Source organism: Pseudoxanthomonas sacheonensis (assembly GCF_010093305.1).
Lineage (GTDB): Bacteria > Pseudomonadota > Gammaproteobacteria > Xanthomonadales > Xanthomonadaceae > Pseudoxanthomonas_A > Pseudoxanthomonas_A sacheonensis.
The window spans coordinates 61,526-85,235 of the sequence record NZ_PDWS01000012.1 but is presented as its reverse complement, the minus strand read 5'-3'; the positions used below and the strand labels follow the sequence as shown (position 1 = coordinate 85,235).

The following is a 23,710-nucleotide window of genomic DNA, read 5'->3' as shown; positions in this document are numbered from 1 at the left end:
TGCTTCGGGCATGCTGGCCGGATGCGCCTCGCGAATGGCCGGTGAGGTCGCGCCGGGAGGCGCCGCATTGGACGCGGCCGCCTTCCATGGTGCGCGACGCTATGTGGCGACCCGGTTCGGGAGCATCGCTTATGTCGAACGCGGCTCCGGGCCGGCCGCCTTGTTTCTGCACGGATTTCCGCTCAACGGCTTCCAGTGGCGCGGAGCTCTGGATCGGCTGTCGCCGTACCGGCGCTGTATAGCGCCGGATTTCCTCGGCATGGGCTACACGCAGGTAGCCGAGGGCCAGAGTTGCACGCCGGAAGCCCAGGTCGACATGCTGCTGGCCTTGCTGGATGCGTTGTCGGTGTCCAGCGTAGATGTGGTCGCCAACGACAGCGGCGGCGCGGTCGCGCAACTGCTGGCGGCGCGGCACCGCGACCACGTGCGCACGCTGTTGCTGACCAACTGCGACACCGAGCACGACAGCCCGCCGCCTGCGCTGCTGCCGGTCATTCAATTGGCCAAGGAAGGCAGGTTCGTGGACGAATGGCTTGGCCGGTGGCATGCCGACAGAGCGCTGGCGCGTTCGTCCGAGGGCATCGGCGGCATGTGTTATGCCGACCCCGCACAACCCACCGATGAGGCGATCGATACCTATTTCGGACCGCTGCTCAGTACGCAGCAGCGTACCGACAACGCGCATGCCTATGCCGTCGCGCTGGAACGCAACGCGCTGGCCGGCATCGGCCCGGAACTCAGGCGTTGCAGGGTGCCGACGCGAATCGTCTGGGGTATGGGCGACACGATTTTCTCGACGAAGAGTCCCAGGCGGCTAGACCATGAATTCGGCCATTCGCGCGGGGTAAGGTTGCTCAAAGGCAGCAAACTATTCTGGCCGGAAGAGCGTCCGGATGTGATCGCCGAGGAGGCGCAACGGTTATGGAACGCTTGGATACCCACTAACGGAAGAGGTTCGCGATGAGCACTGATCGTACTGTCGTGGTGTACGGCGCATATGGGCATACCGGACGTTTCGTCGTCGCGGAGTTGCTTGAGCGCGGTTGGATTCCGGTCCTGTCCGGCCGCGATGCGGGCAAGCTGGCCGCTTTGGGCGACGCGTTTCCCGGTCTGGAAAGACGACTGGCATCGGTCGAAGACCCGGCTTCGCTGGATCGAGCGCTCGCTGGTGCGATGGGAGTCATCAATTGCGCCGGACCCTTCCTGGACTCAGCGGCGCCGATGATCGAAGCCGCATTGCGTGCGCGCATCCACTATCTGGATGTGAGCGCAGAGCAACAGGCCGTTCTGGATGTCTTCGATCGCTTTTCCGGTGCGGCGAAGGCAGCGGCAGTGACCGTCATTCCCGCGATGGCGTTCTACGGCGGCCTGGCCGATCTGCTGGCGACCGCTGCGCTGGGCGACTGGCCGGATGCGGACGCCATAGACATAGCGGTCGCACTGGACAGTTGGCATCCCACGGCCGGCACCCGCTTGACCGGTGCGCGCAACCACTATCGCCGCCTGGTGATCGCTGGCGGAAAGCTGGAGCCGCTGGCCGATCCGCCGCCATCGAGGCGATGGACATTCCCGGAGCCATTCGGCAGTCAGGACATGATCGCGCTGCCGTTTTCCGAAATCGTCACCCTCTCGCGCCATGTGCGCAGCGCCGAGGTGCATTCGTACATGAACCTGGCTCCGCTCAAGGATCTGCGCGATCCGCACACGCCGCCGCCAGCGCCAGCCGATGCGCATGGACGTTCCTCGCAAACCTTCGCGGTCGAAACCAGAGTGCGCCGAGGCGGTCAGACGCGTCGCGCGTTGGCGCTAGGACGCGATATCTATGCGGTCACCGCGCCATTGGTGGTGGAGGCGATGGAGCGTATCGGCGATGGACGCGGAAAAGCGAACGGAGTCCTCGCGCCCGGCGAGGCTTTCGATGCGCAGGACTTCCTCGAATCGCTGCCGGCATTGCATCTAGCATTCCCGGATCGATGACCGGTGTATACCGAAGCGCAAAAAAAAGGCGCGGATATCCGCGCCTTTTTCCTTGTGCGATTGACAATCCTTCAGCGCCAGATCTTGATCTGCTCCGCCTCGCTACGGCGCATCGGCTGCCCGGCTTTGCAGCTGAAGGTTTCGCCGAACGCCAGCTGATTGGCCAGCGGCCCGTTGCTGCGCCATTGGCCGGGCGCATGCACATCGGTGGCGATGCGCTGCGCAGCTTCCGTAGGCGACATGCGCTGCGCCCACAGTTCCGACCAGCTGCGGAACAGGGTCTGCTTGGCGCCCAGATTCGGCGCAAGCTGAGCGTTGGTGAATGCGTCCCAAGCCAGTTCCACGCCGGCCAGGTCCGCCAGGTTCTCGTCCAGGGTCAGGGTGCCGTTGACCTTGCCATTGGCCACGTCCGGATACGCATAGCCGTTGTACTGCGCCGCCACGCGCGCGCCGATCGCATTCCACGCGGTCACGTCGGCGGGCGTCCACCAGTCGCGCAGTTCGCCGCCGGCGTCGACCATGCGGCCACGGACGTCGAAGCCGCGGCTGAGCTCGTGCCCGACCAGCGCGCCGTAGGATCCGAACAGCGCCGAATCGCCGCGGTTCACATCGAATACAGGAGGCTGCAACACCGCCGCCGTCACGATCAGACGGTTCTGCGCCAGATCGTAGGCCAGTGCCGGTTGCTGCGGCAGCACGTCCCAGCGGCGGTCCGCGTTGCCCTTGCCGATCCGCTTCATCTCTTCGCGGTGGCGCCAGGTCGAAGCGATGAGGATATTGCCGCCGAAGCTGCCGCGGCCCATCGGCTGCACACTGTAGTCCAGGTCGCGGCGCGGGGTGCCGATCTCGATCTTCAATTTATCGATCTTGGATTTGGCTTCGGTCTTGGCCGATGCGCTCATCCATGCGTTGCGTTCGATGCCGCGGGCCAATGCGTCGCGCACGTTCTGGGCGATCGCTTCGGCCTTGCTCTTGCTGGCGGCGGGCAGATAGCGGGCGGCGTACTCGCGGCCCAGCATCGGACCGGCGGCTGTGTTGATGGCCTCCAACACCTGCTGCCAGCGCGGCGCGGGCGCCGCCTCTCCCTTCAACACGCGGCCGCGGAATTCAAAGCTGGCGTCCCGGTAAGACTTGGCCAGGTAGGGCGCCATGGCGTTGCCGACCTGGAAGCGCAGGTAGGTCTTCCATTGGTCGGGCTTGAGCGTGCCGACCAGGGTGTTGAGTTCGGCGAACAATGCCGGGTTGACCATCGATACTGTGTCATCGCTGACGCCCTGCGCCTTGAGGAAGGCATCCAGTTGCAGGTTGCGGTAACGCTTGCCCAGGTCCTTGGTGGGCGTGGGCAGGTAGTTGGAAAGCGGATTGCGCAGGTCCTGCAGCGGCTTGGACGCGCGCGCGATGCGCGTTTCCAGGTCGATCACGGCATTGGCTTCGGCATCCAGCTTGTCGGCCTTGGTTCCGGTCAGGGCGAGGATCTGCTTCACGTAGTTCTTGTAGCGGCCCAGCAGTTCGCGGGTCTCCGCATCGCTGCGGGTGTAGTAGGCCGGGTCGGGCAGGCCCAGACCGCCTTGCGAGAAATAGCCGATGTGGCGGTCCAGTGCCTTCAGATCCACATCCGGACTGAAGTTGAAGGCCACCGGGATGCCGATCTGATGCAGCGCGGCGATTGCCGCCGGCACGTCCTTGGACTTCTTGATGCCGTTGATGCGGTCCAGCAGTGGAGCGATGGGCTTGGCGCCGTCGGCTTCCACGGCCGCTTCGTCCAGGCCGCTGGCCCAGAAATCGCCCAGCAGCTTCTGCACGTTGCCCTGCGGCGACTGCATGGAGGCATCCAGCAGTTGGCGCTGTTGCAGCTGGCTGCGTTCGATCAACTGTCCCAGCGCGGTCAGCGAGGCGGTCCCGGCAGGCAGCGGGTTGGCCTTGAGCCAGGCCGCGTTGGCGCTGGCGTAGAAGTCGGTGCATTCGGCGCTCACGGCCGGCGCCCTGGGCGCTTTCTTCTTCTTGGCGGCCTGGGCCTCGTTGGCGCCGAGCGCCAGGATCAGGGCAAGGGCGAGCAGGGTGGGCTTGCTGAGGGCGTCGCGCAGTGGCTGCATCAGGGATTTCCGTGTCGGTGAGTGCCGGGATTCTAGCAAGCGCCGAGGCCGCACCCATGAACAGCCCCCGCAAAAACGAAGGCCCGGACTAAGCCGGGCCTTCGGGTCTTGCGCGGAGCGATGGACTTACCAGATCACGACCTTCTGGTCGTCCGCACGCACCATCGGGTCGCCGGCCTTGCACGAGAACGCGGCGGCGAACGCGGGCATGTTGGACGGGGCGCCGATGGCGCGGAAGTTGGCCGGCGCATGCGGGTCGGTCTTCAGGCGCACGGTCAGTTCTTCCGGGGTGAAGTTGCGGCGCCACACCGTGGCCCAGTTCAGGAAGAAGCGCTGATCGCGGGTCAGTCCGTCGGTTTTCGGATCCGGGGTGCCGTCGGTGGCCTTCTTCATCGCGTCGTAGGCCGTGGCGATGCCGCCCAGGTCGGCGATGTTCTCGCCCAGAGTCAGCTTGCCGTTGACCTTGGTGCCGCCGGCGTCGTAACCGTTGAACTGGTTGACGAGTTTGTCGGTCAGGCCCGAAAAGCCCTTGGCGTCGGCGTCGGACCACCAGTTCTCGAAATTGCCGGTCGGCCCGAAGCGCGCGCCCTGATCGTCGTAACCATGGGTCATTTCGTGGCCGATCACCGCGCCGATGCCGCCGTAGTTCATTTCATCGGTGGCGTTGGCGTCGAAGAACGGCGGCTGCAGGATGGCGGCGGGGAACACGATCTCGTTCTGCAGCGGGTTGTAGTAGGCGTTGACCGTCTGCGGGCTCATGCCCCATTCGGTTTTGTCCACCGGCTTGCCGATCTTGCCCAGGTTCCACTTGTAGTTGAATTCCTGCGCAGCCAGCACGTTGCCCAGGTAGCTGTCGCGGTTGGTCGACAGGCCGGTCCATTCGCGCCACTTGTCGGGATAGCCGATCTTGGGCGTGAAGGTCTCCCACTTGGCGATGGCCTTCTTCTTGGTTTCGTCGCTCATCCAGGTCAGGTTTTCGATGCGCGCCTTCAATGCGGTGCGCAGATTGCCCACCAGCGTTTCCATCTTGGCCTTGGATTCGGCGGGGAAGGCGACCTTGACGTACATCTGGCCCAGCGCTTCGCCGGCCTGGCTTTCGATGGTGTCGAGCACGCGCTTCCAGCGTTGCTTGATTTCCTTCTGGCCGCGCAGGGTCTTGGCGTAGAAATCGAAGTTCTCGTTGGCGAAGGCGTCGCTCAGGTACGGCGAGGCGCTGTCGATGGCGTGGAAGCGCAGGTAGTTGCGCCACGTCGCCGGCGCGGTATCGCCCAGCATCTTGCTGACTTCCTGGTGGAAAGCCGGAATGGCCAGCGAGAACTTCTCCTGCGGCGCAACGCCCTGCGATTCGAAGAATTTGCTCCAGGAGAAATTCGGGGTCAGCTTGTCGGCATCGGCCAGGGTGACCGGGTTGTAGTACAGCGAGACGTCGCGCGACAGCTCTTCGCTGGACTTGGAGGCCTTGGCCAGACGCGTTTCGAATGCGATCACGGTCTTGGCCTGGGCCGCCGCATCGGCCGCGGCTACGCCGGACAACTCGAGCACCTTGGCGATGTGGCGCTCGTAAGCCTGCAGTTTGTCCTTGTTGCTGGCCGCGATGTAGTACTCCTTGTCCGGCAGGCCCAGGCCGCCTTGCGAGGCGTAGGCCATGTTGACCGCGGAGTTCTTGAAATCGGCTTCGGCGCCGAAGCCGAACAGGCCGTTCTGGCCCTTGGCTGCGTTGCTCTGGATGTAGGCGACGATCGCGTCCTTGTCGTTGAGGGCGTCGATGGCGGCCAGCTCGCCCTTGATCGGATCGATGCCCTGGGCGTTGGCCTTGGCTTCGTCCATGCCGGTCGACCACAGGTCGCCGACGATCTTTTCCACGCCGGTGGCGTTCTTGTCGGCGGCGGCTTGCTCGGCCAACTGGTGCTGCACGCCGGTGGAGCGCTCATCCAGCATCTCGAACGCACCCCAGCTGGTGCGGTCGCCCGGGATGGCGTTGGCGGCGAGCCACTTGCCGTTCGCATAGCCGCCAAAGTCGGCGCAGGCGCTCTTGGTGGTATCCAGGTCGCTGACCAGGAAACGGTTGACCGGCGGCAGCTTGGATTCGTCCAGCTTCAGCGCGACCGGTTCGGTGGTCGTGGCCGGGGTGGTGCCGGCGGCCGGGGTGGCGGCTTCTTCTTTCTTGCCGCAGGCGGCCAAGGCCACGCTCACGGCCAGGGACAACAACAGGATCTGGGGTTTACGAGTCACAGACTACTCCGGCCCCTAGGGGCATAGATAAGGAAAAACCCCCTGCGCGGGGGCGTGCGCGGACTCTACGCCTGCCGCCGCCGCACTGAGGGTGTCGAAGGTCATGGGCTGGGGATGACCAACTTTCGGTTTGCAGGCTGCTTTTGGCGTGGACCGGACTCGATGGAGGCACATCTCTGGGACATGAGGAGGTGGCCTCTTCAATGGCGGAAACCAGCTATTGAGCCGATTTGGCCGGCAGGTGAACTATGCCGCGTTCATTAGATCAAGTGCGCCAGCATTGGGGTTTAGCGCACTTTCACTCAACCGTCGGGAGACACTGGATGAACAAGGTTCTCGCAGTATCTATAGCCTTTGCGTTGGTGTTATGTAATGGGGAATTCATTCAGCAGGCTTCAGCTGCAGAAGCCTATCAACCTAAAACCCAGCGTGGGCAACTAGTTCGCAAGATTGTCAAGCAATGGGGGCCTTATGTTCAGGAGGCCTATAAAGCGAATCTGAGTAGTTGGGCAAAGGAGATGGGGCCGTTGTTTGCGAAAGCGTCGCTTAATGATCTGCAGAAAGCAGCGGATGCCCGCAACTTTGACACGATGAACAATGCCCTGTTGGGCGCATCGGTTGCAGCGAAAGGCGGTGCGATCACACCAAAAACACTGGGCGAAATCGCGGCTGATTTGGTCTTCGTGCCCATCCCGCCCTGCCGCATCCTGGATACCCGTCTGGCCGTCGGCGCTATTGCGGCTGGTACCACCCGGGGTGTTGATGTGAGCGCCGTATCCGACTACAGCTTCCAAGGTGGCGACGCGAGCAATTGCAGTGGCATGGGTGCGGCCGGTTCCTTCGCCGCGGTAGCTGTGAATTTTACTTCCGTTACGCCCGCGCAAACAGGCTATTTCACGGCATTCCCTTTCCTGGGGACCCAGCCGCTGGCGGCCACCCAAGTCTATACGGCCGGCGGAATCTTGAGCAACTTTGCGATAGTGAGGCTAGATCAAGGTGCTTCCGCCAACGAAATGAACATCTATTCGGAGCGGCAGTTGCACCTTGTGGCTGATGTTGTCGGCTACTACATCAATCCGCAAGCGACTGCGCTGGATTGCGTGGATACAGCAGATACGGTGGTGTCGGTTGCAGCGGGCGCCACGGCGAATGCTGTTGCCCCGGCATGTACAGCCACCTACACCCAAACGGCCACAAACTGCGAATCGTCCACTTGGCAAATGCCATTTGTATTTTTCTCTGGGGGCGTTTGCTCTGCCCAGAACAACTCCGCGGGGAATGCCAGTCTCCGTGCCTCCCGTACATGCTGTCGCGTCCCTGGGCGTTGATTTAGCTAAGTAGAACAATAGCCGTGGTTTCAGGTTCAGGTAGAAGGGCCCGTTATGCGGGCCCTTTTGCTGTCTATGGCTGCATCTGCATCGACTTGGCGGCAATATCTTCAATACCAATGAGCTATTAAGGCATTCAAGCATGCAGGTCGAATTCCATGGCGCCGCAGGCGAGGTCACCGGCTCCATGCATCTGGTGGTGGCCGCCGGCAAGCGCATCCTGCTGGACTGCGGAATGATGCAAGGCAGCCGCGAGGCCGAGGCGCGCAACGCGGATCCTTTCCCGTTCGAACCGGCGTGGCTGGACGCGCTGGTGATAAGCCACGCGCATATCGACCATGTCGGGCGCGTGCCGCTGCTGGTCAAACGCGGTTTCGCAGGGCCGATCTTCATCCAGCAAGCCGGCGGCGAGCTGATGCCGGTGATGCTTCTGGATTCGGCGTCGCTGGCCGAATCCGACGCCGAACGCGCCAACCGCACGCTGGGTCCGGGCGATGTCGAAATGGTGCCGTTGTATGCGCGCGCCGATGTGGAGCAGGCCATGCGCCAGGTGCAGGCGATGCCCTATGGCGCGCGCCGCGAAATCCTTCCTGGTGTGGAGATAGCGTTCCGCGATGCGGGGCATATTCTGGGTTCTTCCATCACAGAATTGTGGGCGGACGGCAGGAAGCTCGTGTTCTCGGGGGACCTCGGTCCGAACGGCACGCCGATCCTGCGCGATCCCGAGATCATCGGGCAGGCGGACATGGTGCTGATGGAATCCACCTATGGCGACCGCAACCATCGCGCCCGCCTGGATACCATCCATGAACTGGGAGAAATATTCGCCCAGGCCTGGCAAGAGGGCGGCAACGTGCTGATTCCCGCGTTCGCGGTGGGCCGCAGCCAGGAACTGCTGTACTGGTTCGCCCGTCATTGGGAAGAGTGGCGGCTGTCGCGCTGGAAGATCTTCCTGGACAGCCCGATGGCGGCGAAAGTCGTTTCGGTCTACGACCGTCATACCGATCTGTTCGACGCCGATGCGCAAGCGGTTTGGAAGCGCAGGCTCAACCCGTTCCAGCTACCTAACCTGCGCATCGCCGAAAGCGCGCAGGATTCGATGGCCATCAACGAGGTGCAGGGCGGCGCGATCATCATCGCCGGTTCCGGCATGGCCAATGGCGGACGCATCCTGCACCATCTCAAGCACAATCTGGGCCGCGACAGTACGCATCTGGTGTTCGTCGGCTACCAGGCCGAAGGCACGCTAGGAAGGCGTCTGGTCGACGGCGCCCAATGGGCGCGCATCCATGGCCGCGACTATCGGGTGCAGGCCAAGCGGCACACCATCGGCGGACTGTCCGCGCATACCGACCAGCGCGGTTTGATGGCCTGGTACGGCGGCTTTGCCGCGCATCCGCCCCTGGTGCTGGTGCATGGGGAAGACAAGGCGCGCGAAGCCTTGGCGGGCGAGATCGGCGAGCGCGACGGTATCCAGGTGCAGTTGGCGCGGCCGGGCATGGTGTTGCCGGTCTAACGTTCGCTGATGCTTCAGCTCGGCGCGCAACCCCGTTCGCCGGTATGGCTGAAGCTGCGGTTGCGGCCGGCCTGCTTGGCCTGGTAGAGCGCGTTGTCGGCGAGTTCGAACACGTACGCCGCGGTTTCTTCTTCGCTCTGGGTGGTGTGGATGCCGATGCTGGCCGTGAACGGCGGCAAAGGCACATGGTTGCCGGTGCGCGAGGACAAGTTGGCCAGGTCCACATGGATGGTGGTCGCGATGGCGGCGGCTGCCTGCGGTGTTGTTTCGGGCAGCAGTACGGCGAACTCGTCGCCGCCCAGACGCGCCACCAGGTCGCGGGGACGGCGCGCACGGCCCCGCAGGATGGTGGACAGCGCGCGCAGCACTTCGTCGCCAGCGGGATGGCCCAGGCCGTCGTTGAGGCGCTTGAAATGGTCTACGTCCAGCAGCAGCAAGGAAAGCGGCTGGCCGGTGCGCCGCGCCGAGCGCAGTTCCTGTTCCAGTTCCTCGTCGAACTTGATGCGGTTGGCCAGGCCGGTAAGGGGGTCGGACTGGGCCTGCAGCCGCGTCCGCCGCAGCGCGCGCAGAATCAGCAGCGAGGCGCCCAGGCCCAGCACCAGCAGCGCGGGTACCGGCGGATACCACACATGCGCGAACCGCAGCAGCAGCCAGGACAGCAACGGTACCGTCAGCAATGCGATGAGCATCGGCCGCCAGATCCGATGCAGCCCGGGAAGCCCGAGCAGCAGCAGCGGCAGGATCACCATCAGGCTCGACAGGGCGACCTGCCAGGTTATCGACAGCGGCACCACGGCATCGTTGCCCATCAGCATGTTCAGCGCGTTGGCCTGGTAGTCGATACCCGACATGCGCGGTTCCGTGGCGTGCCAACCCGGTGCGGCAAGTTCGTCGCCCATGCCCGCGGCGGTCACGCCCACCAGCACCCAGCGCCCGCGCAGCAATGAAGGCGGCACGGTTCCTTTCAGCACGTCGACGTAGGAGACGGTCTGGAAGCCGTCGGGCGGGTCCGTGTACGGGATCAGCACCTGGTAGTCGCGCACCCAGCGATGCGGCGACGCATCCTGCAGGTCGGCCACGCGCAGCCCCGGAAGTTCGGCGGCGGGGTTGGGCTCGTTTCCGATCTGGCTCAGGGCCAGGGCCAGCGACGGCCAGTGCGGCGAGCCCAGACCGGCGCGCAGGAACATGCTGCGCGCCATGCCGTCGCCGTCCAGCGCCATGTCCACATGGCCCAGCGAAGCGGCTGCGGCGGCGAACTCGGGGATCGGCATGAGTTCCACCGAAGGGCCGTTGAGGTGTTCGGCCTCGGCGTATACCGGCAGCACCACCTTGCCGCTGCGGTTCAACGCCTGCGCCAGCAGCGCATCGCCTTCCGGGTCGAACAGGGCGGGCTCCGAAAGCAGGATGTTCAGAGCCACGCCGCGTACGCCGGCATCGCCAAGGCGCCCCAGCAGTTCGGCGTGCGTGCGCCGCGACCACGGCCAGCGCCCGAGTTCGGTCAGGCTTTTTTCGTCGATCGCCACGATCACGATGCGGTCGTCGGCGGTGTGGGAAGAGGCTTGGACCAGCGCGTCGTACATCCACGCATCCGCGCGCCAGGTCGCCGAGAACAAATGCAGCAAGGTCACGATCGAGGCCGCGGCCAGTGCGGTGAGCAGGCGCGATCTGCTCCGGATCGCGTGGGTGCGCGGTCCGTTCATAGCGTCAGCAGGATCCACAGCATGCCGCCCGCTGCGATGCCCTTGCAGACGCCGCACGGCACCTTCACGCGTTGCGCAGGCGGGAAAGGCGCTTCGTAGCCGTCGCCGCCGATGGCCTGCGCGCGCAGGTACCAGGTGCCCGCCCGGAGTTTGGGCAGAGTGATCTGCGATTGGTCCACCACCTGGTCGACGCGGGGATTCTTGAAGTCGGGCGAGCGCGACAACTGGAAGCGGTAGCGCTGGCCCGGTTCCCCGGCGCGCCAGTGGAAAGTCACGCTGCGCGAGTCGCCGGCTTCGTCTTCGATCTCGCCCGCTTCCGGCAAAGGCTGCACGGTGAATGCGATGGGGTCGCCGTACGGGCCTTGACGGCCGTTGCTGGCGTCGCTTGCGATGCGCCAGTAATAGCGGCCGGGCGCCAGCGCGCGCGGCGCGCGCGTGCGGGTGCCCTTTTCCTGGAAGGAAAGCGGGCGTTCGAAACCGGCGTTGTCGGCCAGTTCGAAGCGGTAGCCCGCCGCCTCGGCTACGTCCGCCCAACGGAACTCGGGCTGGACTTCGCGGACCAGGCTGTCGGTCTTGGGCGCGATGGCGAAGGGAGGTTCGGGCAGCGTTTCGGCGACGAAACGGGTGGTGGCGTCGTGGCCTTCCAGTCCCTGCGCGTCGATGGCGCGCACGCGCAGGAAATACGCCCCCTCCTGCAGCAACGGCAGCTTGGCCAGCGGCGCGGTGGTTTCCAGGTCGGCCAGCAGGGTATCGAAGGTGGCCGTATTGCTGGCCTGCACGCGGTAACGCCGCGCCTGTTCCAGCGCGTGCCATTGCACTTCGGCGCGCGTGCCGTTCAACTTCGCGGGAACGCCCGAGAGATCCGGCGCGGGCAACAGCGGCACCGCCCGGATCGGCGCCGCCTGTCCGGCGGCCACCACTGCGCCATAACCATGCCTGACCAGCGCGTTGCGGGAGCCGGCGCTGACCGCGACGCTGCCTTCGGTCACTTCGGCCTGGGTGCGCGACTCCTCCGCGTTCACCCGGAAGCGCGTACCGCGTACCGCCGAAGTGGCGTTGGGCGTGTCCACGATGAAGGCCGGCGAAGCGCCGCGGCTGGGGGTCACGCTATTGGTGATGCGGCCGCGTTGCAGGCGCAGGCGGGTATCGACCATGCCGCTCTTGCCGTACTGGCTGAGGCGGTCCAGGCGAAGTTCGCTATCGCTTTGCAGCAGCAGGCGCGTGTGGTCGGCGAACTCCAGGGTCAATGTCGCATCCCGCGCGGTACGCAAAAGAGCGCCGGCGCCCAACTGCATGCCTTCGGTCGCCGGGACGGCCCGGCCGCTCCCGATGCCATCGACCAGGGCCTGGCCGCGTACTGCGACCACCCGCGCCCGCGCCGGCTGCAGATGCAGCCAGGCAAGCGGGAAGCGAACCGTAGAGCCGGGGGGAAGCTGGTAGGGGTTGGAGATGCCGTTATGCGCCTGCAGGCGCTGCCAGGGAATGCCGGGTTTGAGGTACTCGCCTGCCAGGTCCCAGATCGTGTCGCCTGGGCGGATGCGGTAGCTCCAGTCCTCGGCCAGGGCCAGCGGACTGCATGCCAGCAACAGCAACAGCATGCAGCATCTGCCCAGCAGGCCAGCACGGCGCCAGCTGGAATAGTCGATATCGAAACTGACCCGCATGCCCATCATGTCGCCGATGCCCCACTTCCACGATTATAAGTGAACCGGTTGGCATTAAGTGGCCTGGCCAGACTGGAACCTACGTTACGCGCAGACCGTTTTCGCGAGATGATTCCTGTCGGACGGCTATTCCAAGCCGGGAAGACAGGGTGTTCCAGATGACGGGTAAATGCGATGTATTGCTGGTGGGAGGCGGCCACAATGGCCTGGTCTGCGCGGCTTATCTTGCCAAGGCCGGATTGAAGGTCACTGTATTGGAACGCCGGCAAGTAGTCGGCGGTGCGGCCGTGACCGAGGAATTCCATCCCGGTTTCCGTAATTCGGTAGCTTCCTACACGGTGTCGCTGCTGCAGCCCAAGGTCATCGCCGACCTGGACCTGCATGGGCACGGCTTGAAGATCGTGCACCGCAAGCGCAGCAATTTCCTGCCGTTGCCCGACGGCCGCTACCTGCTGACCGGAGGCGGCGAGACCCTTGAGCAGGTGGCCAAGTTCTCCCGCCGCGACGCCGAGCGCTTGCCCGAATACGAACGCCGCCTGGACGCCATCGCCGATGTGCTGCGTGCGTTGGCCCTGCAGCCGCCGCCCAACGTGACCGACGGCGGCTGGTGGAAAGCGCTTCCCGAGCTGATGCGCGCGGGGCGCCTGGGAAAGCGTCTGCATGCGCTGGACGAAACCCTGCGCCAGGAACTGCTGGATCTGTTCACCGTCTCGGCGGGCGAGTACCTGGATCGCTGGTTCGAGAGCACGCCGATCAAGGCCGTGTTGGGCTTCGACGGCATCGTCGGCAACTACGCCAGCCCGTATACGCCGGGTTCGGCCTACGTATTGCTGCATCACGTGTTCGGCGAAGTGAACGGAGTCAAAGGCGCGTGGGGCCATGCCATCGGCGGCATGGGCGCGATCACCCAGGCGATGGCGAAGGCGGCCGTGGCCGCCGGCGTGGAAATCCGTACCGATGCGGGCGTGCGCGAAGTGCTGGTCGAGCAGGGGCGTGCCGTGGGTGTGCTCACCGAGTCCGGCGAAACTTTGCGCGCGCGCGCGGTGGTCGCCAACGTCAATCCGAAACTGCTGTACGAGCGGTTGATGTCGCCGGCCGCGGTGCCCGCGCCCACCCGCGAGCGCATGGCCAACTGGCGTTGCGGTTCCGGCACATTGCGCATGAACGTGGCCCTGTCGCGACTGCCCGATTTCACCGCATTGCCGGGCGAAGGCGACCACCTCACCGCCGGCATCATCATGGCGCCGGATCTGGACTACATGGACCGCGCCTATCTTGATGCCCGTGCGAACGGATGGTCGAAGGAGCCGATCGTCGAGATGCTGATTCCGTCCACGCTCGACGACACGCTGGCGCCTCCCGGGCAGCACGTTGCCAGCCTGTTCTGCCAGCAGGTGCAGCCCGAACTGTCCGACGGCCGCAGCTGGGACGACCATCGCGACGAAGTCGCTGACCTGATGATCGCCACGGTCGACAGATACGCGCCGGGCTTCGCTGCTTCGGTGTTGGGAAGGCAAGTGCTGACGCCGATGGATCTCGAACGCACTTTCGGTCTGATCGGCGGCGATATTTTCCATGGCGCGCTGTCGCTCAATCAGCTTTTCAGCGCGCGGCCCATGGTCGGCCAGGCGGATTATCGCGGTGCTGTACCGGGTCTATATCTCTGTGGGGCCGGCACGCATCCCGGCGGCGGCGTGACCGGCGCGCCGGGGCACAACGCGGCCAAGGTGGTCATCGCCGATCTGCGGTGATGACCCTCCACTAGTAGGAGCGACGCGAGTCGCGAAGCAGTGGACGTCTGAACGATGACCAGCTTCGCGACTCGCGTCGCTCCTACAACACGAGGCGGGGCGGGCGTTGCGCCCGCTCCGCAGGATCAGCCTTTCTTGCTTGCGATCCAGCGGTCTATCTTCGCTTCCAGCACGTCCAGCGGCACCGAGCCGTCCTTCAGCACTTCGGCGTGGAATTCGCGCACGTCGAACTTGCTTCCCAATTCCTTCTCCGACTTGGCCCGCAGCTGCTGGATCTTGAGTTCGCCGATCTTGTAGGCCAGCGCCTGCGCCGGCCAGGCGATGTAGCGTTCGGCTTCGGCGGTGGATTGCGTTTCGCTCTCGGCGGAATTGTCCAGCATGTACTTGATCACCTGTTCGCGGGTCCAGCCCTTGCTGTGCAGGCCGGTGTCGGTGACCAGGCGGATCGCGCGCCACAGTTCGTTCTGCAGGTAGCCGAAGTAGTCGTACGGAGTCTCGTACACGCCCAACGACTTGCCCAGCGATTCGGAGTACAGGCCCCAGCCTTCGATGAAGGCGGTCTCGCCGCCGAAGCGGCGGAATGCCGGCACGCCGCTGAGTTCCTGCTGCAGGGCGAGTTGGAAATGATGGCCCGGGATCGCTTCGTGCAGATACAGGTCTTCCGCATCCCAGGTCTTGCGTGTGGGCAGGTCGTAGGTGTTGACGTAGAAGATGCCGGGACGGCTGCCGTCTTCGCTGGGACTCTGGTATTCGCCGCCGGCCGCGGACTTGGCGCGGAATTCCTCCACCGGGCGGATCTCGAACGGCGCCTTGGGCGTCAGCGAGAACTGCTCGGGAATGCGCTTGTTGATCCGTGCTTCCAGCGCGCGGTAGTACGCCAGCAACGCGGGCTCGTCCTTGAAGCTGAAACGCGGATCGTTCTGCATGAACTTGAAGAAATCCTGCAGCGAGCCCTTGAAGCCGGTTTCGGCCATCAGCTTGCGGATCTCGCCATGGATGCGCGCCACCTCGCTCAGGCCGAGCTGGTGGATGGCATCGGGGCTCATGTCGGTGGTGGTGGAATTGCGCGCGTTGTAGGCGTACCAGGCCAGCCCGTCGGGCAGTTTGTCCAGACCAACGCTGTCGCGCGTGGCCGGCAGGTATTCGTCGTTAATGAAAGCGCGCAGTTTGCGATAGGCCGGCAGCAGCTGTTCGCCGATCATCTTGCGATAGTCGGCAGTGAGGCGTTGCTTGTCGGCGGCGCTGAAATCGGCGGGAAGGTTCTTGATCGGGCCCCAGAACAGGGTGTCTTCCGGCTTGTCCTTGATCAGCGCGTCCAGCTGCGGGATGACCTTGACCATCAGCGCGCGCGGCTGCACCACGCCGGCCTTGATGCCTTCGCGCATGTTGGCGATGTCGGTGTCGAACAGGACCGGCAGCCTGTTGCCGCGCGCCAGCCAGTTGTCGTAGTCCTTCACCGTCTTGAATGGTTGCGCACTGGTGCCCGCGCCCAGCATCACCGCGTAGCTGGCGATACTGGCCATCTGGTTGACGGGCATCATCCAGTCGGGGAATTTCTCGCCTTCCAGCGAGTTCTCCGCATCGCGCACGAAGATTTCATAGCTCAGCAGATCCTGGCCCTGCAGACCCGCGCTGCCGACATCCTTGATGGTCTTCAGCCAACGCACGGTGAAATCGTGCTGCTGTTTGCGGTATTCGGCCGAACCGAAGTCGGGCAACAGGTCGTTGTAGCGGTTGTCGCCCTGGAAGGTGGCTTGGACAGGATTGAGTTTGAGCGTCTCTTCCCAGTATTCGGAATAGAGCTTGGTCAGCTGCGCGCCCTTGTCCTCCGCGACCTGGACGGTTTCGGCCGTTTTCTTCTTCGCGGCTTCGGCTTGCGGAACCGCGGTCATCAGAACGGCGGCGGTGGCAAGGACAAGCAGGCTGGGCAGCAGACGGGTCATCGCAAGGCTCCGGAGGGCGTTAGCCAGCGAGAGTGCCGTATGCGGGCGTTCGGGGCCAGCGACGAAAGTCACGGATAGGCATGATTATAGGAGCTGCGTAAGCTGCGACCAGGCAATTACGTTTGCAGCGGGCTTTTCCGGATCGTGCGATTGCAGTGGTCGCAGCTTACGCAGCTCCTACAATCACCGCAGGTTCAATCGGCTGCGGCTTCCTCGCGCAGTTCCTTCTCGCGCGCGCTGCCCAGGTAGGCGCGTATGCCGCGCCGCATCAGGTACAGCAGCGGGATCAGCGCGATCGCCGCCAGCATCTTGTAGGCGTAGTTGACCGTGCTGACCGCCAGGAACAACGATGTCGGCCACTTCTGCGGTCCCAGCACGAAAGCGATGTACAGCACCACGAAACTGTCGACCAGCTGCGAGACCGCTGTGGAACCGGTGGCGCGCAGCCACACATGTTTTTCGCCGGTGGCGTTGCGGATGCGGTGGAATACGGCGACATCGATCAACTGCCCCAGCAGGAAGGCGACGATGGAACCGGCGATCGTCCACATGCCCTGGCCGAAGATCGCAGCGAAAGCCTTCTGGTAGTCGGGCACGCCCTGCGGTTGCGCGGCCGTCACCCACCAGCCCGCCGGGGCCAGCGCGATGGCGGCGAAGGCGAACAGGAATCCGTAGACGATCAGCGCCACCGCCACCCATGAGATGAACTTCACGCCGCGGCGGCCGAAGAATTCGTTGATGGTATCGGTGAGGATGAACACCATCGGCCACAACAGGGTGCCAGCAGTGAAGCTCAACGAGCCTTTCTGCCCGAACAGGTTCCATTCGAGCGGCGCGATGCCCAGAGTGTCTTCCAACGCGAAGATTTTGACCCCGATGAATTCGGCCAGCACCGCGTTGACGCAGAAGAACGCGGCCAGCGCGATGAACAGCCTTACCGCGCGGTCGTCGAGCGTGCGCGCCGGCGACATCGGTCAGCGATCGCCCGCGCGGGTGAAGGGCACGCTTTCCGGCGAAACCGCGCCGCCGGAAATGATGAAGCTCATCGCCTGGTCCACGGTCCAGTCGGTGGGCGTGAGCATTTCTATCGGCACGATTTCCAGGTAGCCGGAAGTCGGGTTGGGCGTGGTCGGCACGTACACGGCGGCCAGCTCGCGCCCGGTGCCTTCCTCTTTGAGGATGCGCGTCACCAGGCCGACCGATTTCATTTCCTTGTGCGGGAAATCCACCAGCACCACGCGTTGCGTGTTGCCCGGCTTGGTCTGCAGGATGTCCAGCAGCTGCCGCGCGCTGGTGTAGATGGTGCTGGCCAGCGGAATGCGCAGGATCAAAAGTTCGAACCAGCCCAGCAGGCGTTGCCCGACCACGCGCCGGGTCAGCACGCCGACGGCCAGAATCACGAACAGCGTGGCGATCAGCGCGATGCCGGCCTGCACCCATTGCGCATTGAACCAGCCCATCGAATCGGGGAACGAGGCCGCGATCTGGTGCGACATGGGTTCGACCAGCGGCCGGCTGATATCCGACAAGAGTACGAACACGAACTTGACCACTACCCAGGTCAGCCAGATCGGCAGCAGGGTCAGCAGGCCGGTCAGGAAGAGCTTCTGCAGGGAAGGGCGGTGGGTTGCGGGGGAGTCGGGGGTCATACGGCTATTGTAAGGCGCTGCATGGGTCGGGCTATAGTCGACACAGGATCCGGTATCCAGGGGGCGCGATGCACGGGGTTTTCAAATGGGGCGCGGCCGTGGCCGGCTGCGCTTTGCTGGCGGTATTGCTGCTTTACGCGATAAGCCGGCTGATGCCGGTGCCTGCGGATGAAGCGGCAGCGCTGGCGAAGTTGGAAGCTGCACCTGCCTCGCCGGGCAGGAACGGTGGCGCCGCGTTGTGGTTGCTGGCCTACAATGTCCCCATAGAACAGGCCGAGAGCGTACTGGCGCCTGAAGTCGCGCGGTTCGCGGCTATTCCTGTTCAATTCGGGGGCGATGCGACGTTGTTTTCACTCTCGCTCGGTGCCGCCCGTCTCGATGGAGATCTTACCGATGCCGGCGGCGAATGCCGTTTGCGCGAACCCGGCTGTTTGCAGAAGATCCGTTCGATCTTGCCGGAGTACGAGCGTAAGGGGGAGGCACGCAGCAAGATCGCGTCGCGCGTCGCGGCGCTGGACGGGTACGACTATTTCCGCAATCCGTTTCCATCCCGGATCGATACGCCCTTGCCCGACTATCGATGGCTGACTCGCGATCTGCCAGTGCACGCCTATAACTTCGCCCGCGGCGACGCGACATCGGCGTTAGAAGGCGTATGCCGCAATGCCTCGATAGCCCGCAAGCTGGTGGCCAGCGGCGATAACCTGATTGGCAGCATGATCGGTGTGGCGATGATGGAGGGGGCCAGCCGGTTGTTCGTCGACATGTTGGCGGAACTGCCGGCGGATCATCCCGTTCCAACGAACTGCCTCCGCGTTTTCCAGGCCGATGGTGCTATGACGTCGAGCATCTGTCCGACCATGCTAGGCGAGGGTCGCTTTGGATTGGGCATGTTGCGGTCCGCCTACCAGGCGAAGGCCGGGGAAAGCTGGAAGCCAACCTCCTGGCTCCTTGATGTCGAAAAGACGCTGGCACGCAATGCCCGACACGCGACCTGGTTCTGCGAAGAGCACGCACGTGAACGGATTCTTGCCGACGAGCCCTTGAGCGATGCGACGTTGCCGGCCTCGCTGGCGTCGATCCGGTGCGTGTCCAACGCAATGGGCTGCGTTGTTAACGACACCCTTCCGCCTGCGTACGCCGAATATGCATGGCGACTGCAGGATGCCGAGATGCGGCAGAAACTGGTCGCGACCTGGTTGTGGCTACGCACCAACGCGGACGACACGCGTCCACTATCCGACCGTCTGGCGTCGCGCCCGCAAGCGCTCAGAAGTCCGGCTCGTGAAATCAGCATCAGCGAAGACGGAAAGACGTTGGTGGTGCCGATGTACGAGAGCCGGCCCGAAGGCGATACCTGGCAACTGCCGATTGCCGGCTGGATGAATAAACCCCAGTCGCATTGATCAGGTGGCTGCGGTGCGAATCCTTTCCTTCAATCGCACATAGACCTGCTTGCGCACCCGCGCCACCACATCGCCCTGCGCATCGATCACATCGACCGGGAACCATTTCAGGTATTTCTCTCCGCCCGCGGTCGCGGCGCGGATCTCGTCCAGCGCACCGTCTTCCACATTGAACTCGGCGTGCACCGTGCCCTTGCCGGGCTTGACGAACTCGATCTCGGCCGCCTTGTCCCAGACCAGGTAGTCGTTGCCCAGGCATTCCTTGATCGGAATCATCCAGAACGGGTCGGTCATGGCGAACAGGTTGCCGCCGAAGTGGGTGCCGACATAGTTGCGGTTCCACGGGCGCATGCGCATTTCCACGCGGACATGCCGCCAGTCGGGCGAGAAGCGGGTGACGTGGATGCCGCTGGCCACGAACGGCGGCCAGAGGTTGAAGATCAGGCGCAGGGTGGAGGGTTTCACGGGGCGGCTCTTAGGGGGACTGGCCGGAACACTACCATACGATTGGGTATGGAAGCCGTGGAGCCATGGAGCCGGTGGCTTGAGGTGGTCATCAAGGGGCCTCCATCCCTTGGAGAACGTCATCCCGGCGAAAGCCGGGGCCCAATTGTGCGAGGGGTGATGGTTGGGTCCCGGCCTTCGCCGGGATGACGGTCGCTTTTTTTGCTGGACTGGGCGTTACTTGCGCGGTGTCGCTAGAACAACAGCGAAGACATCTTCCGCCGGTACCGGCCCACCAGATCCTGGTCCTCGACCACGCGGAAGGCATCGATGAGCAACTTCTTCGGCAATCCATCCTCATAGCTGCGGTCGCGCCTCAGCATTTCCAGGAACTGTTCCAGCCCCGCTTCTTCCTTTCCGCCCAGCAACTGCTGCACGCCCAGCAGGCGGCGTGCCCGCAGGTCGTCCGGATCGGAAGCGATGGCGGCCTCCAGCACTTCCACCGGCGGCGCGTCCTTCAGTATCGCGACGAAACTCAGCCGCGAGCGGGCGCGGATCGTGCGGTCGTCGGTGGCCAGATTGGCGGGCAGGGCATCGAGCAGCGTTTCGGCCTCGGCAGCTGCGCCGGTCTTGAGCAAGGCCAGGGCGAGGTCGAGCTTGAGTTCGGCCTTGTCCGGCTCGGTTTCGATCGCCTTGCGCAAGGCCAGGACTTCCGCATGCGGGTCCAGCGGGGCGGCTTCTTCCGCAACGGGTTCTTCATTGGCAGCCAGGCCCGGTTCGATCCCGTGCTGTTTCAGGAAGTCGCGCAACTGGCCTTCCGGCACCGCGCCGGGAAAACCGTCCACGATCTGTCCGCCCTTGACCAGGAATACGGTCGGCACCGAACGGATCTGGAAAGCCGCGGCGATCTCCTGTTGCTTGTCCACGTCGACCTTGGCCAGGCGGAAAGCGCCGTTGTATTCGCCGGCCAGCTTTTCCAGGATCGGCCCCAGGGTCTTGCAGGGTCCGCACCAGGTCGCCCAGAAGTCGACCAGCACGGGAGTCTGCAGGGATTTTTGCAGGACCTCGGCTTCGAAGGTCTCTGTGGTCGCGTCGAAAACGTGATCGGACATGGCGGGGCTCGTTCAAAAACTGGGTGAGAGATGGTGTTGTCAGGAAAGGATACAAGTGGATGTAAAAAAGACTTGACATTGATTTTTCATGATGTAATGTTCAACATACATTATGTTGAAACAAGGTGACATCATGTCGCGATATTTGGCTTGGTTCGGTTTGCTACTGGTTGCGGTATTGGCGCTGTGGTTGCTACTTGCGGAGCCGCCTGGCCGTGTATTGGGTTTGGATATGGGGCAATTGGGCATGGCGCTGCTGGTCGTCACTGCGGCCGTGGCGCTGTATGCCGCCGACCGGGCACTGCGCAGCGGGTTCGAAAGCGCCGCTTCGCCTGGGGAATGGAAAGCGCGCAACGGATTCGGGTTCATCCTTGGTGTTGCCCTATTTTCCCTGTTCAGTCTGGAGACTTCGGGGCAAAGCTTTGCCGTCGTGTTCGGCCCGGATGCACGCGCCGTCGGCCGCAACCTGGTGATACTGCTTGGCGCCTGGATACTGTTGTCCCGCGTCACGCGCGCGCGCTGGAAGCACGAAGTGCAAGAGGACGAACGCGACCGCGAAATCGCGGCGCGCGCCAGCCGTTGGGGGCGTGGCGGGTTGGTGTTCTGCGTCATAGCCTTGGTGGTGACGTTGGGTTTTTCGCCGTCGGAAAGGCTGGTCTGGGCGACGCCGGTGACGATCGCCAATCTGCTGGTCTTCTCGCTGATGCTGGGTGGCCTGTTCGAATACGGCGCGGCGGCCGCCTATTACTGGCGCGACCGTCGATGACCGGCACTCCCATCGCCAACGACATCCGCCGCTGGCGCTTCGAGCGCGGCGAGATGACGCAGGAAGCCTTGGCCCAGGCCTGCGGCGTGACCCGGCAGACGATCATCGCCTTGGAAGCGGGCAAGTATTCGCCGTCGCTGGAACTGGCGTTCCGCATCGCACGCGCATTCGGCGTGGGCGTGGAGGAGGTGTTTCGATGGAAGACCGAATGAGGTCATTGCCGGGTCATGCCGGCTGGATCGCCGCGATCCTGTTTCTGGTATCGGTGAGTGGTTTCGGTATGGCGCTGGATGGTTATTCGCAGCTGCGGATGCCGGTTGCTCTGCTTGGCGCCAAAGGTTTCCCGAATGCGTTGGCCTTCAATCTGCTGGCGTTCGTGATGCCGGGAATGCTGGCCGGAGTCGTGGCGATGGCGTTGCGTCGCCGGTTGCCGGCGGGCGCCGGCTGGTCCCTTCGCATCGGCGCGCAGCTGGTGTTCCTGTCGGCATTGGCTTTCATCGCCATGGGTCTGTTGCCGCTGGATCCCCAGGATTTGGAGAACGAAAGCAGCCGGCTGCACGGCACAGCCTGGATGCTGTGGACGGTGGCGTTCGTTCCCGCTGCGGTGCTGATGGGAGCCGGGCTGTTGGCTTATCCGAACGCGCGCCGATTCGCCTGGCTGTGCCTGGCGATTGCCGCTGGCGTCATGCTGGCCGGATTCGTATTCACCGATTTCATGCCTGCAGGATTGGCGCAACGCATCGCATTCGGTTTGTGGCTGTCATGGGTTGCGGTCGCAGGTCGCTTGGGCATTCGCGCGTCGGGAGCGTAGTCCCGGCGTGGCCGATGCATCGATCGTGAGACATGCATCGAACACGCTACGGAAATGCGCGTCGCAGTGACATCCACGAGCCGGCTATCTGTGAGCGATGGAGCATTTGATGTTGCAGGCGCTTTTTTCCTTGTGAGTGCGGACATTCCATTGCTAGCATCGGGTCGTCGCAGGAAAATGTTCCTGCGGCGGTCACTCTTCCCCGTAGGACACGATTCATGCAGTCGAAGGGGCCACAAGAAAAATAATGGAGCAATGCATAGTATGAAGATGCTGATTCTGGGAGCGATGATGGTGTTGGGCATGTCGACCGCACAAGCGAAGAATGCGGCCGAGTTGTCGCTGCCGCAAGAAACGAACTATTCCTACGGCCTTCATCCTGTCTGCCAGGCGGGCCAGGAGAGGCAGTACATCTACAATGCGCAGGGCCAGATCGTGGGCTGGAGATGCGTCTGGTGACGCTGGGCGTCCACTAGCACCGGTGACAAAAAAAGCGGCCAAACGGCCGCTTTTTCAATCCGAAAATCCGTTGCGCCGATCTGCCTTGTTCGATGGCCGGTTACCGATAGGCCACACCATCCTTCGTCACGAAATCCTCTTCCATCACGTTGTCGGTCCAGGCCGCCGGATCGCCCGGCATGGCGATTCAGTACGCGTGGTTGTTGCGCGGCGGATCAGCGCTGAGCCTATCGCGTGGAGCTGGAAGGTTCGTCGATCAGCTTGCAATGCAAAACGACCGGGGTCTTGGCTGCGGCGGCCAGGGTGTCCTGAAAGAAATCGCAATGCAGAAAATTGTCCGGCGAGGATTTGCGTCCGGAAAAAACGTTGATGTTCACTAACGGATCTCCCGAGATCGAGGCGAGCTTGTCGCTCAAGAACCCTGTACCGATGAATCTGGCCGTACCGGCACCGCTCATCTCCTGCTGGGAGTGGCCAAGCTCCAGCTGGCCAAGCTTGGCCTGGCTGGCGGCCGCCGGAATGGGTTGTCCAAAGTAGTCGGCGGAGATAACGATGGTTTCCTTTCCCTTGGCCAGACGTGCTTGAGCTGCGGGGGACAGCTTCACCTCGACGCTGTAATCCTGGAAGCCTTTGGTCGGCGCTGCGGCCGTCGAGGTCGTTTCCGCAACGTCCGCGGATTCGCCTGGCGACGAGGACGGCTCCCGGCCGCAGCCGGAAAGCCCAAGAACAAGCAATGCCGCCACCATGCCATGCATCAGGTGCGCCGGGGTTCGAGCGCCACGTCCTGCGTCTGTCGATACTTCAATCATGTCCACTCCAAAGGATGCTTATGGAGATCGCCGGGCTTCGTCCATGACGC

The 23,710-nt window shown here is 63.8% G+C and carries 20 protein-coding genes; 10 read left to right on the top strand and 10 right to left on the bottom strand.

The features are described from left to right. Nucleotides 1-34 precede the first annotated feature (34 nt). Both CSC73_RS11570 and CSC73_RS11565 read left to right on the top strand, forming a co-directional pair. The gene (locus CSC73_RS11570) at nt 35-964 is read left to right on the top strand and encodes an alpha/beta fold hydrolase (RefSeq protein WP_246197501.1); all 930 of its coding nucleotides are present in this window, start codon (nt 35-37) and stop codon (nt 962-964) included. Then, nucleotides 961-1,977, top strand: coding sequence for a saccharopine dehydrogenase family protein (locus CSC73_RS11565; protein ID WP_163840584.1), 1,017 nt, complete (start codon nt 961-963; stop codon nt 1,975-1,977). Before CSC73_RS11570 ends, CSC73_RS11565 begins: the two co-directional genes overlap by 4 nt. A gap of 71 nt (nt 1,978-2,048) precedes the next feature. Here CSC73_RS11565 and CSC73_RS11560 read toward each other — a convergent pair whose 3' ends face one another. Continuing rightward, nucleotides 2,049-4,070 carry a M13 family metallopeptidase gene (locus CSC73_RS11560; protein WP_163840583.1) on the bottom strand — a complete coding sequence of 674 codons (2,022 nt, stop codon included), beginning with the start codon at nt 4,068-4,070 and terminating at the stop codon, nt 2,049-2,051. Between the two features lie 126 nt (nt 4,071-4,196). After that, complete coding sequence (locus CSC73_RS11555) at nt 4,197-6,281, bottom strand: M13 family metallopeptidase (protein WP_163840626.1); 2,085 nt, start codon at nt 6,279-6,281, stop codon at nt 4,197-4,199. Nucleotides 6,282-6,625: 344 nt separating this feature from the next. Here CSC73_RS11555 and CSC73_RS11550 point away from each other — a divergent pair, with 344 nt between their 5' ends. Together CSC73_RS11550 and CSC73_RS11545 are read left to right on the top strand one after the other, a co-directional pair. Then, the gene (locus CSC73_RS11550; RefSeq protein ID WP_163840582.1) at nt 6,626-7,630 is read left to right on the top strand and encodes a hypothetical protein; all 1,005 of its coding nucleotides are present in this window, start codon (nt 6,626-6,628) and stop codon (nt 7,628-7,630) included. A 142-nt stretch (nt 7,631-7,772) separates the two neighbouring features. Continuing rightward, nucleotides 7,773-9,146: an MBL fold metallo-hydrolase RNA specificity domain-containing protein gene (locus CSC73_RS11545; protein WP_163840581.1), complete on the top strand. Its 1,374-nt coding sequence runs from the start codon at nt 7,773-7,775 to the stop codon at nt 9,144-9,146. A gap of 14 nt (nt 9,147-9,160) precedes the next feature. Here CSC73_RS11545 and CSC73_RS11540 read toward each other — a convergent pair whose 3' ends face one another. Next, complete coding sequence (locus CSC73_RS11540) at nt 9,161-10,846, bottom strand: CHASE2 domain-containing protein (RefSeq protein ID WP_163840580.1); 1,686 nt, start codon at nt 10,844-10,846, stop codon at nt 9,161-9,163. Then, nucleotides 10,843-12,519: a FecR family protein gene (locus CSC73_RS11535; RefSeq protein ID WP_163840579.1), complete on the bottom strand. Its 1,677-nt coding sequence runs from the start codon at nt 12,517-12,519 to the stop codon at nt 10,843-10,845. Before CSC73_RS11535 ends, CSC73_RS11540 begins: the two co-directional genes overlap by 4 nt. A 149-nt stretch (nt 12,520-12,668) precedes the next feature. Between CSC73_RS11535 and CSC73_RS11530 the strand changes: the two genes are divergently transcribed. Then, nucleotides 12,669-14,261: a phytoene desaturase family protein gene (locus tag CSC73_RS11530; protein WP_163840578.1), complete on the top strand. Its 1,593-nt coding sequence runs from the start codon at nt 12,669-12,671 to the stop codon at nt 14,259-14,261. Nucleotides 14,262-14,386: 125 nt separating this feature from the next. Here the strand turns inward: CSC73_RS11530 and CSC73_RS11525 are convergent, their stop codons facing one another. From CSC73_RS11525 to CSC73_RS11515, 3 genes are all read right to left on the bottom strand, one after another. Continuing rightward, the gene (locus CSC73_RS11525) at nt 14,387-16,204 is read right to left on the bottom strand and encodes a DUF885 domain-containing protein (RefSeq protein ID WP_163840577.1); all 1,818 of its coding nucleotides are present in this window, start codon (nt 16,202-16,204) and stop codon (nt 14,387-14,389) included. Nucleotides 16,205-16,398: 194 nt separating this feature from the next. Further along, nucleotides 16,399-17,175 carry a queuosine precursor transporter gene (locus tag CSC73_RS11520; RefSeq protein WP_163840576.1) on the bottom strand — a complete coding sequence of 259 codons (777 nt, stop codon included), beginning with the start codon at nt 17,173-17,175 and terminating at the stop codon, nt 16,399-16,401. Nucleotides 17,176-17,178: 3 nt separating this feature from the next. Further along, complete coding sequence (locus CSC73_RS11515) at nt 17,179-17,853, bottom strand: DUF502 domain-containing protein (RefSeq protein ID WP_163840575.1); 675 nt, start codon at nt 17,851-17,853, stop codon at nt 17,179-17,181. Between the two features lie 68 nt (nt 17,854-17,921). Here CSC73_RS11515 and CSC73_RS11510 point away from each other — a divergent pair, with 68 nt between their 5' ends. After that, nucleotides 17,922-19,259 carry a hypothetical protein gene (locus CSC73_RS11510; protein ID WP_163840574.1) on the top strand — a complete coding sequence of 446 codons (1,338 nt, stop codon included), beginning with the start codon at nt 17,922-17,924 and terminating at the stop codon, nt 19,257-19,259. Here CSC73_RS11510 and CSC73_RS11505 read toward each other — a convergent pair whose 3' ends face one another. Continuing rightward, nucleotides 19,260-19,724: a DUF4442 domain-containing protein gene (locus CSC73_RS11505; RefSeq protein ID WP_163840573.1), complete on the bottom strand. Its 465-nt coding sequence runs from the start codon at nt 19,722-19,724 to the stop codon at nt 19,260-19,262. A gap of 233 nt (nt 19,725-19,957) precedes the next feature. Further along, a complete protein-coding gene (trxA, locus tag CSC73_RS11500) occupies nt 19,958-20,815 on the bottom strand; it encodes a thioredoxin (protein ID WP_163840572.1) in 858 nt (285 codons plus the stop codon). A gap of 133 nt (nt 20,816-20,948) precedes the next feature. On the opposite strand from trxA, the gene CSC73_RS11495 reads away from it, so the two are divergent. From CSC73_RS11495 to CSC73_RS11480, 4 genes are all read left to right on the top strand, one after another. Beyond that, on the top strand, nt 20,949-21,581 hold the full coding sequence (locus CSC73_RS11495) for a DUF2178 domain-containing protein (RefSeq protein ID WP_163840571.1): 633 nt from the start codon (nt 20,949-20,951) through the stop codon (nt 21,579-21,581). Beyond that, nucleotides 21,578-21,793, top strand: coding sequence for a helix-turn-helix transcriptional regulator (locus tag CSC73_RS11490; protein ID WP_093281408.1), 216 nt, complete (start codon nt 21,578-21,580; stop codon nt 21,791-21,793). Before CSC73_RS11495 ends, CSC73_RS11490 begins: the two co-directional genes overlap by 4 nt. Next, nucleotides 21,790-22,392, top strand: a complete 603-nt coding sequence (locus CSC73_RS11485) for a DUF998 domain-containing protein (protein WP_163840570.1) — start codon at nt 21,790-21,792, stop codon at nt 22,390-22,392. Before CSC73_RS11490 ends, CSC73_RS11485 begins: the two co-directional genes overlap by 4 nt. A gap of 264 nt (nt 22,393-22,656) precedes the next feature. After that, entirely contained in the window at nt 22,657-22,851 is a 195-nt protein-coding gene (locus tag CSC73_RS11480) for a hypothetical protein (protein ID WP_163840569.1), read from the top strand. A gap of 227 nt (nt 22,852-23,078) precedes the next feature. Here the strand turns inward: CSC73_RS11480 and CSC73_RS11475 are convergent, their stop codons facing one another. After that, on the bottom strand, nt 23,079-23,660 hold the full coding sequence (locus tag CSC73_RS11475) for a hypothetical protein (RefSeq protein WP_163840568.1): 582 nt from the start codon (nt 23,658-23,660) through the stop codon (nt 23,079-23,081). Nucleotides 23,661-23,710: the final 50 nt, after the last annotated feature.

Coding starts and splice junctions, on each gene's coding strand:
- CSC73_RS11485 (WP_163840570.1), top strand. CDS start 21,790: ATGAGGTCATTGCCGGGTCATGCCGGCTGGATCGCCGCGATCCTGTTT.
- CSC73_RS11520 (WP_163840576.1), bottom strand. CDS start 17,175: ATGTCGCCGGCGCGCACGCTCGACGACCGCGCGGTAAGGCTGTTCATC.
- CSC73_RS11490 (WP_093281408.1), top strand. CDS start 21,578: ATGACCGGCACTCCCATCGCCAACGACATCCGCCGCTGGCGCTTCGAG.
- CSC73_RS11570 (WP_246197501.1), top strand. CDS start 35: ATGGCCGGTGAGGTCGCGCCGGGAGGCGCCGCATTGGACGCGGCCGCC.
- CSC73_RS11475 (WP_163840568.1), bottom strand. CDS start 23,660: ATGATTGAAGTATCGACAGACGCAGGACGTGGCGCTCGAACCCCGGCG.
- CSC73_RS11550 (WP_163840582.1), top strand. CDS start 6,626: ATGAACAAGGTTCTCGCAGTATCTATAGCCTTTGCGTTGGTGTTATGT.
- CSC73_RS11545 (WP_163840581.1), top strand. CDS start 7,773: ATGCAGGTCGAATTCCATGGCGCCGCAGGCGAGGTCACCGGCTCCATG.
- CSC73_RS11495 (WP_163840571.1), top strand. CDS start 20,949: ATGTCGCGATATTTGGCTTGGTTCGGTTTGCTACTGGTTGCGGTATTG.
- CSC73_RS11480 (WP_163840569.1), top strand. CDS start 22,657: ATGAAGATGCTGATTCTGGGAGCGATGATGGTGTTGGGCATGTCGACC.
- CSC73_RS11525 (WP_163840577.1), bottom strand. CDS start 16,204: ATGACCCGTCTGCTGCCCAGCCTGCTTGTCCTTGCCACCGCCGCCGTT.
- CSC73_RS11565 (WP_163840584.1), top strand. CDS start 961: ATGAGCACTGATCGTACTGTCGTGGTGTACGGCGCATATGGGCATACC.
- CSC73_RS11530 (WP_163840578.1), top strand. CDS start 12,669: ATGACGGGTAAATGCGATGTATTGCTGGTGGGAGGCGGCCACAATGGC.
- CSC73_RS11515 (WP_163840575.1), bottom strand. CDS start 17,853: ATGACCCCCGACTCCCCCGCAACCCACCGCCCTTCCCTGCAGAAGCTC.
- trxA (WP_163840572.1), bottom strand. CDS start 20,815: ATGTCCGATCACGTTTTCGACGCGACCACAGAGACCTTCGAAGCCGAG.
- CSC73_RS11540 (WP_163840580.1), bottom strand. CDS start 10,846: ATGAACGGACCGCGCACCCACGCGATCCGGAGCAGATCGCGCCTGCTC.
- CSC73_RS11510 (WP_163840574.1), top strand. CDS start 17,922: ATGCACGGGGTTTTCAAATGGGGCGCGGCCGTGGCCGGCTGCGCTTTG.
- CSC73_RS11560 (WP_163840583.1), bottom strand. CDS start 4,070: ATGCAGCCACTGCGCGACGCCCTCAGCAAGCCCACCCTGCTCGCCCTT.
- CSC73_RS11535 (WP_163840579.1), bottom strand. CDS start 12,519: ATGATGGGCATGCGGGTCAGTTTCGATATCGACTATTCCAGCTGGCGC.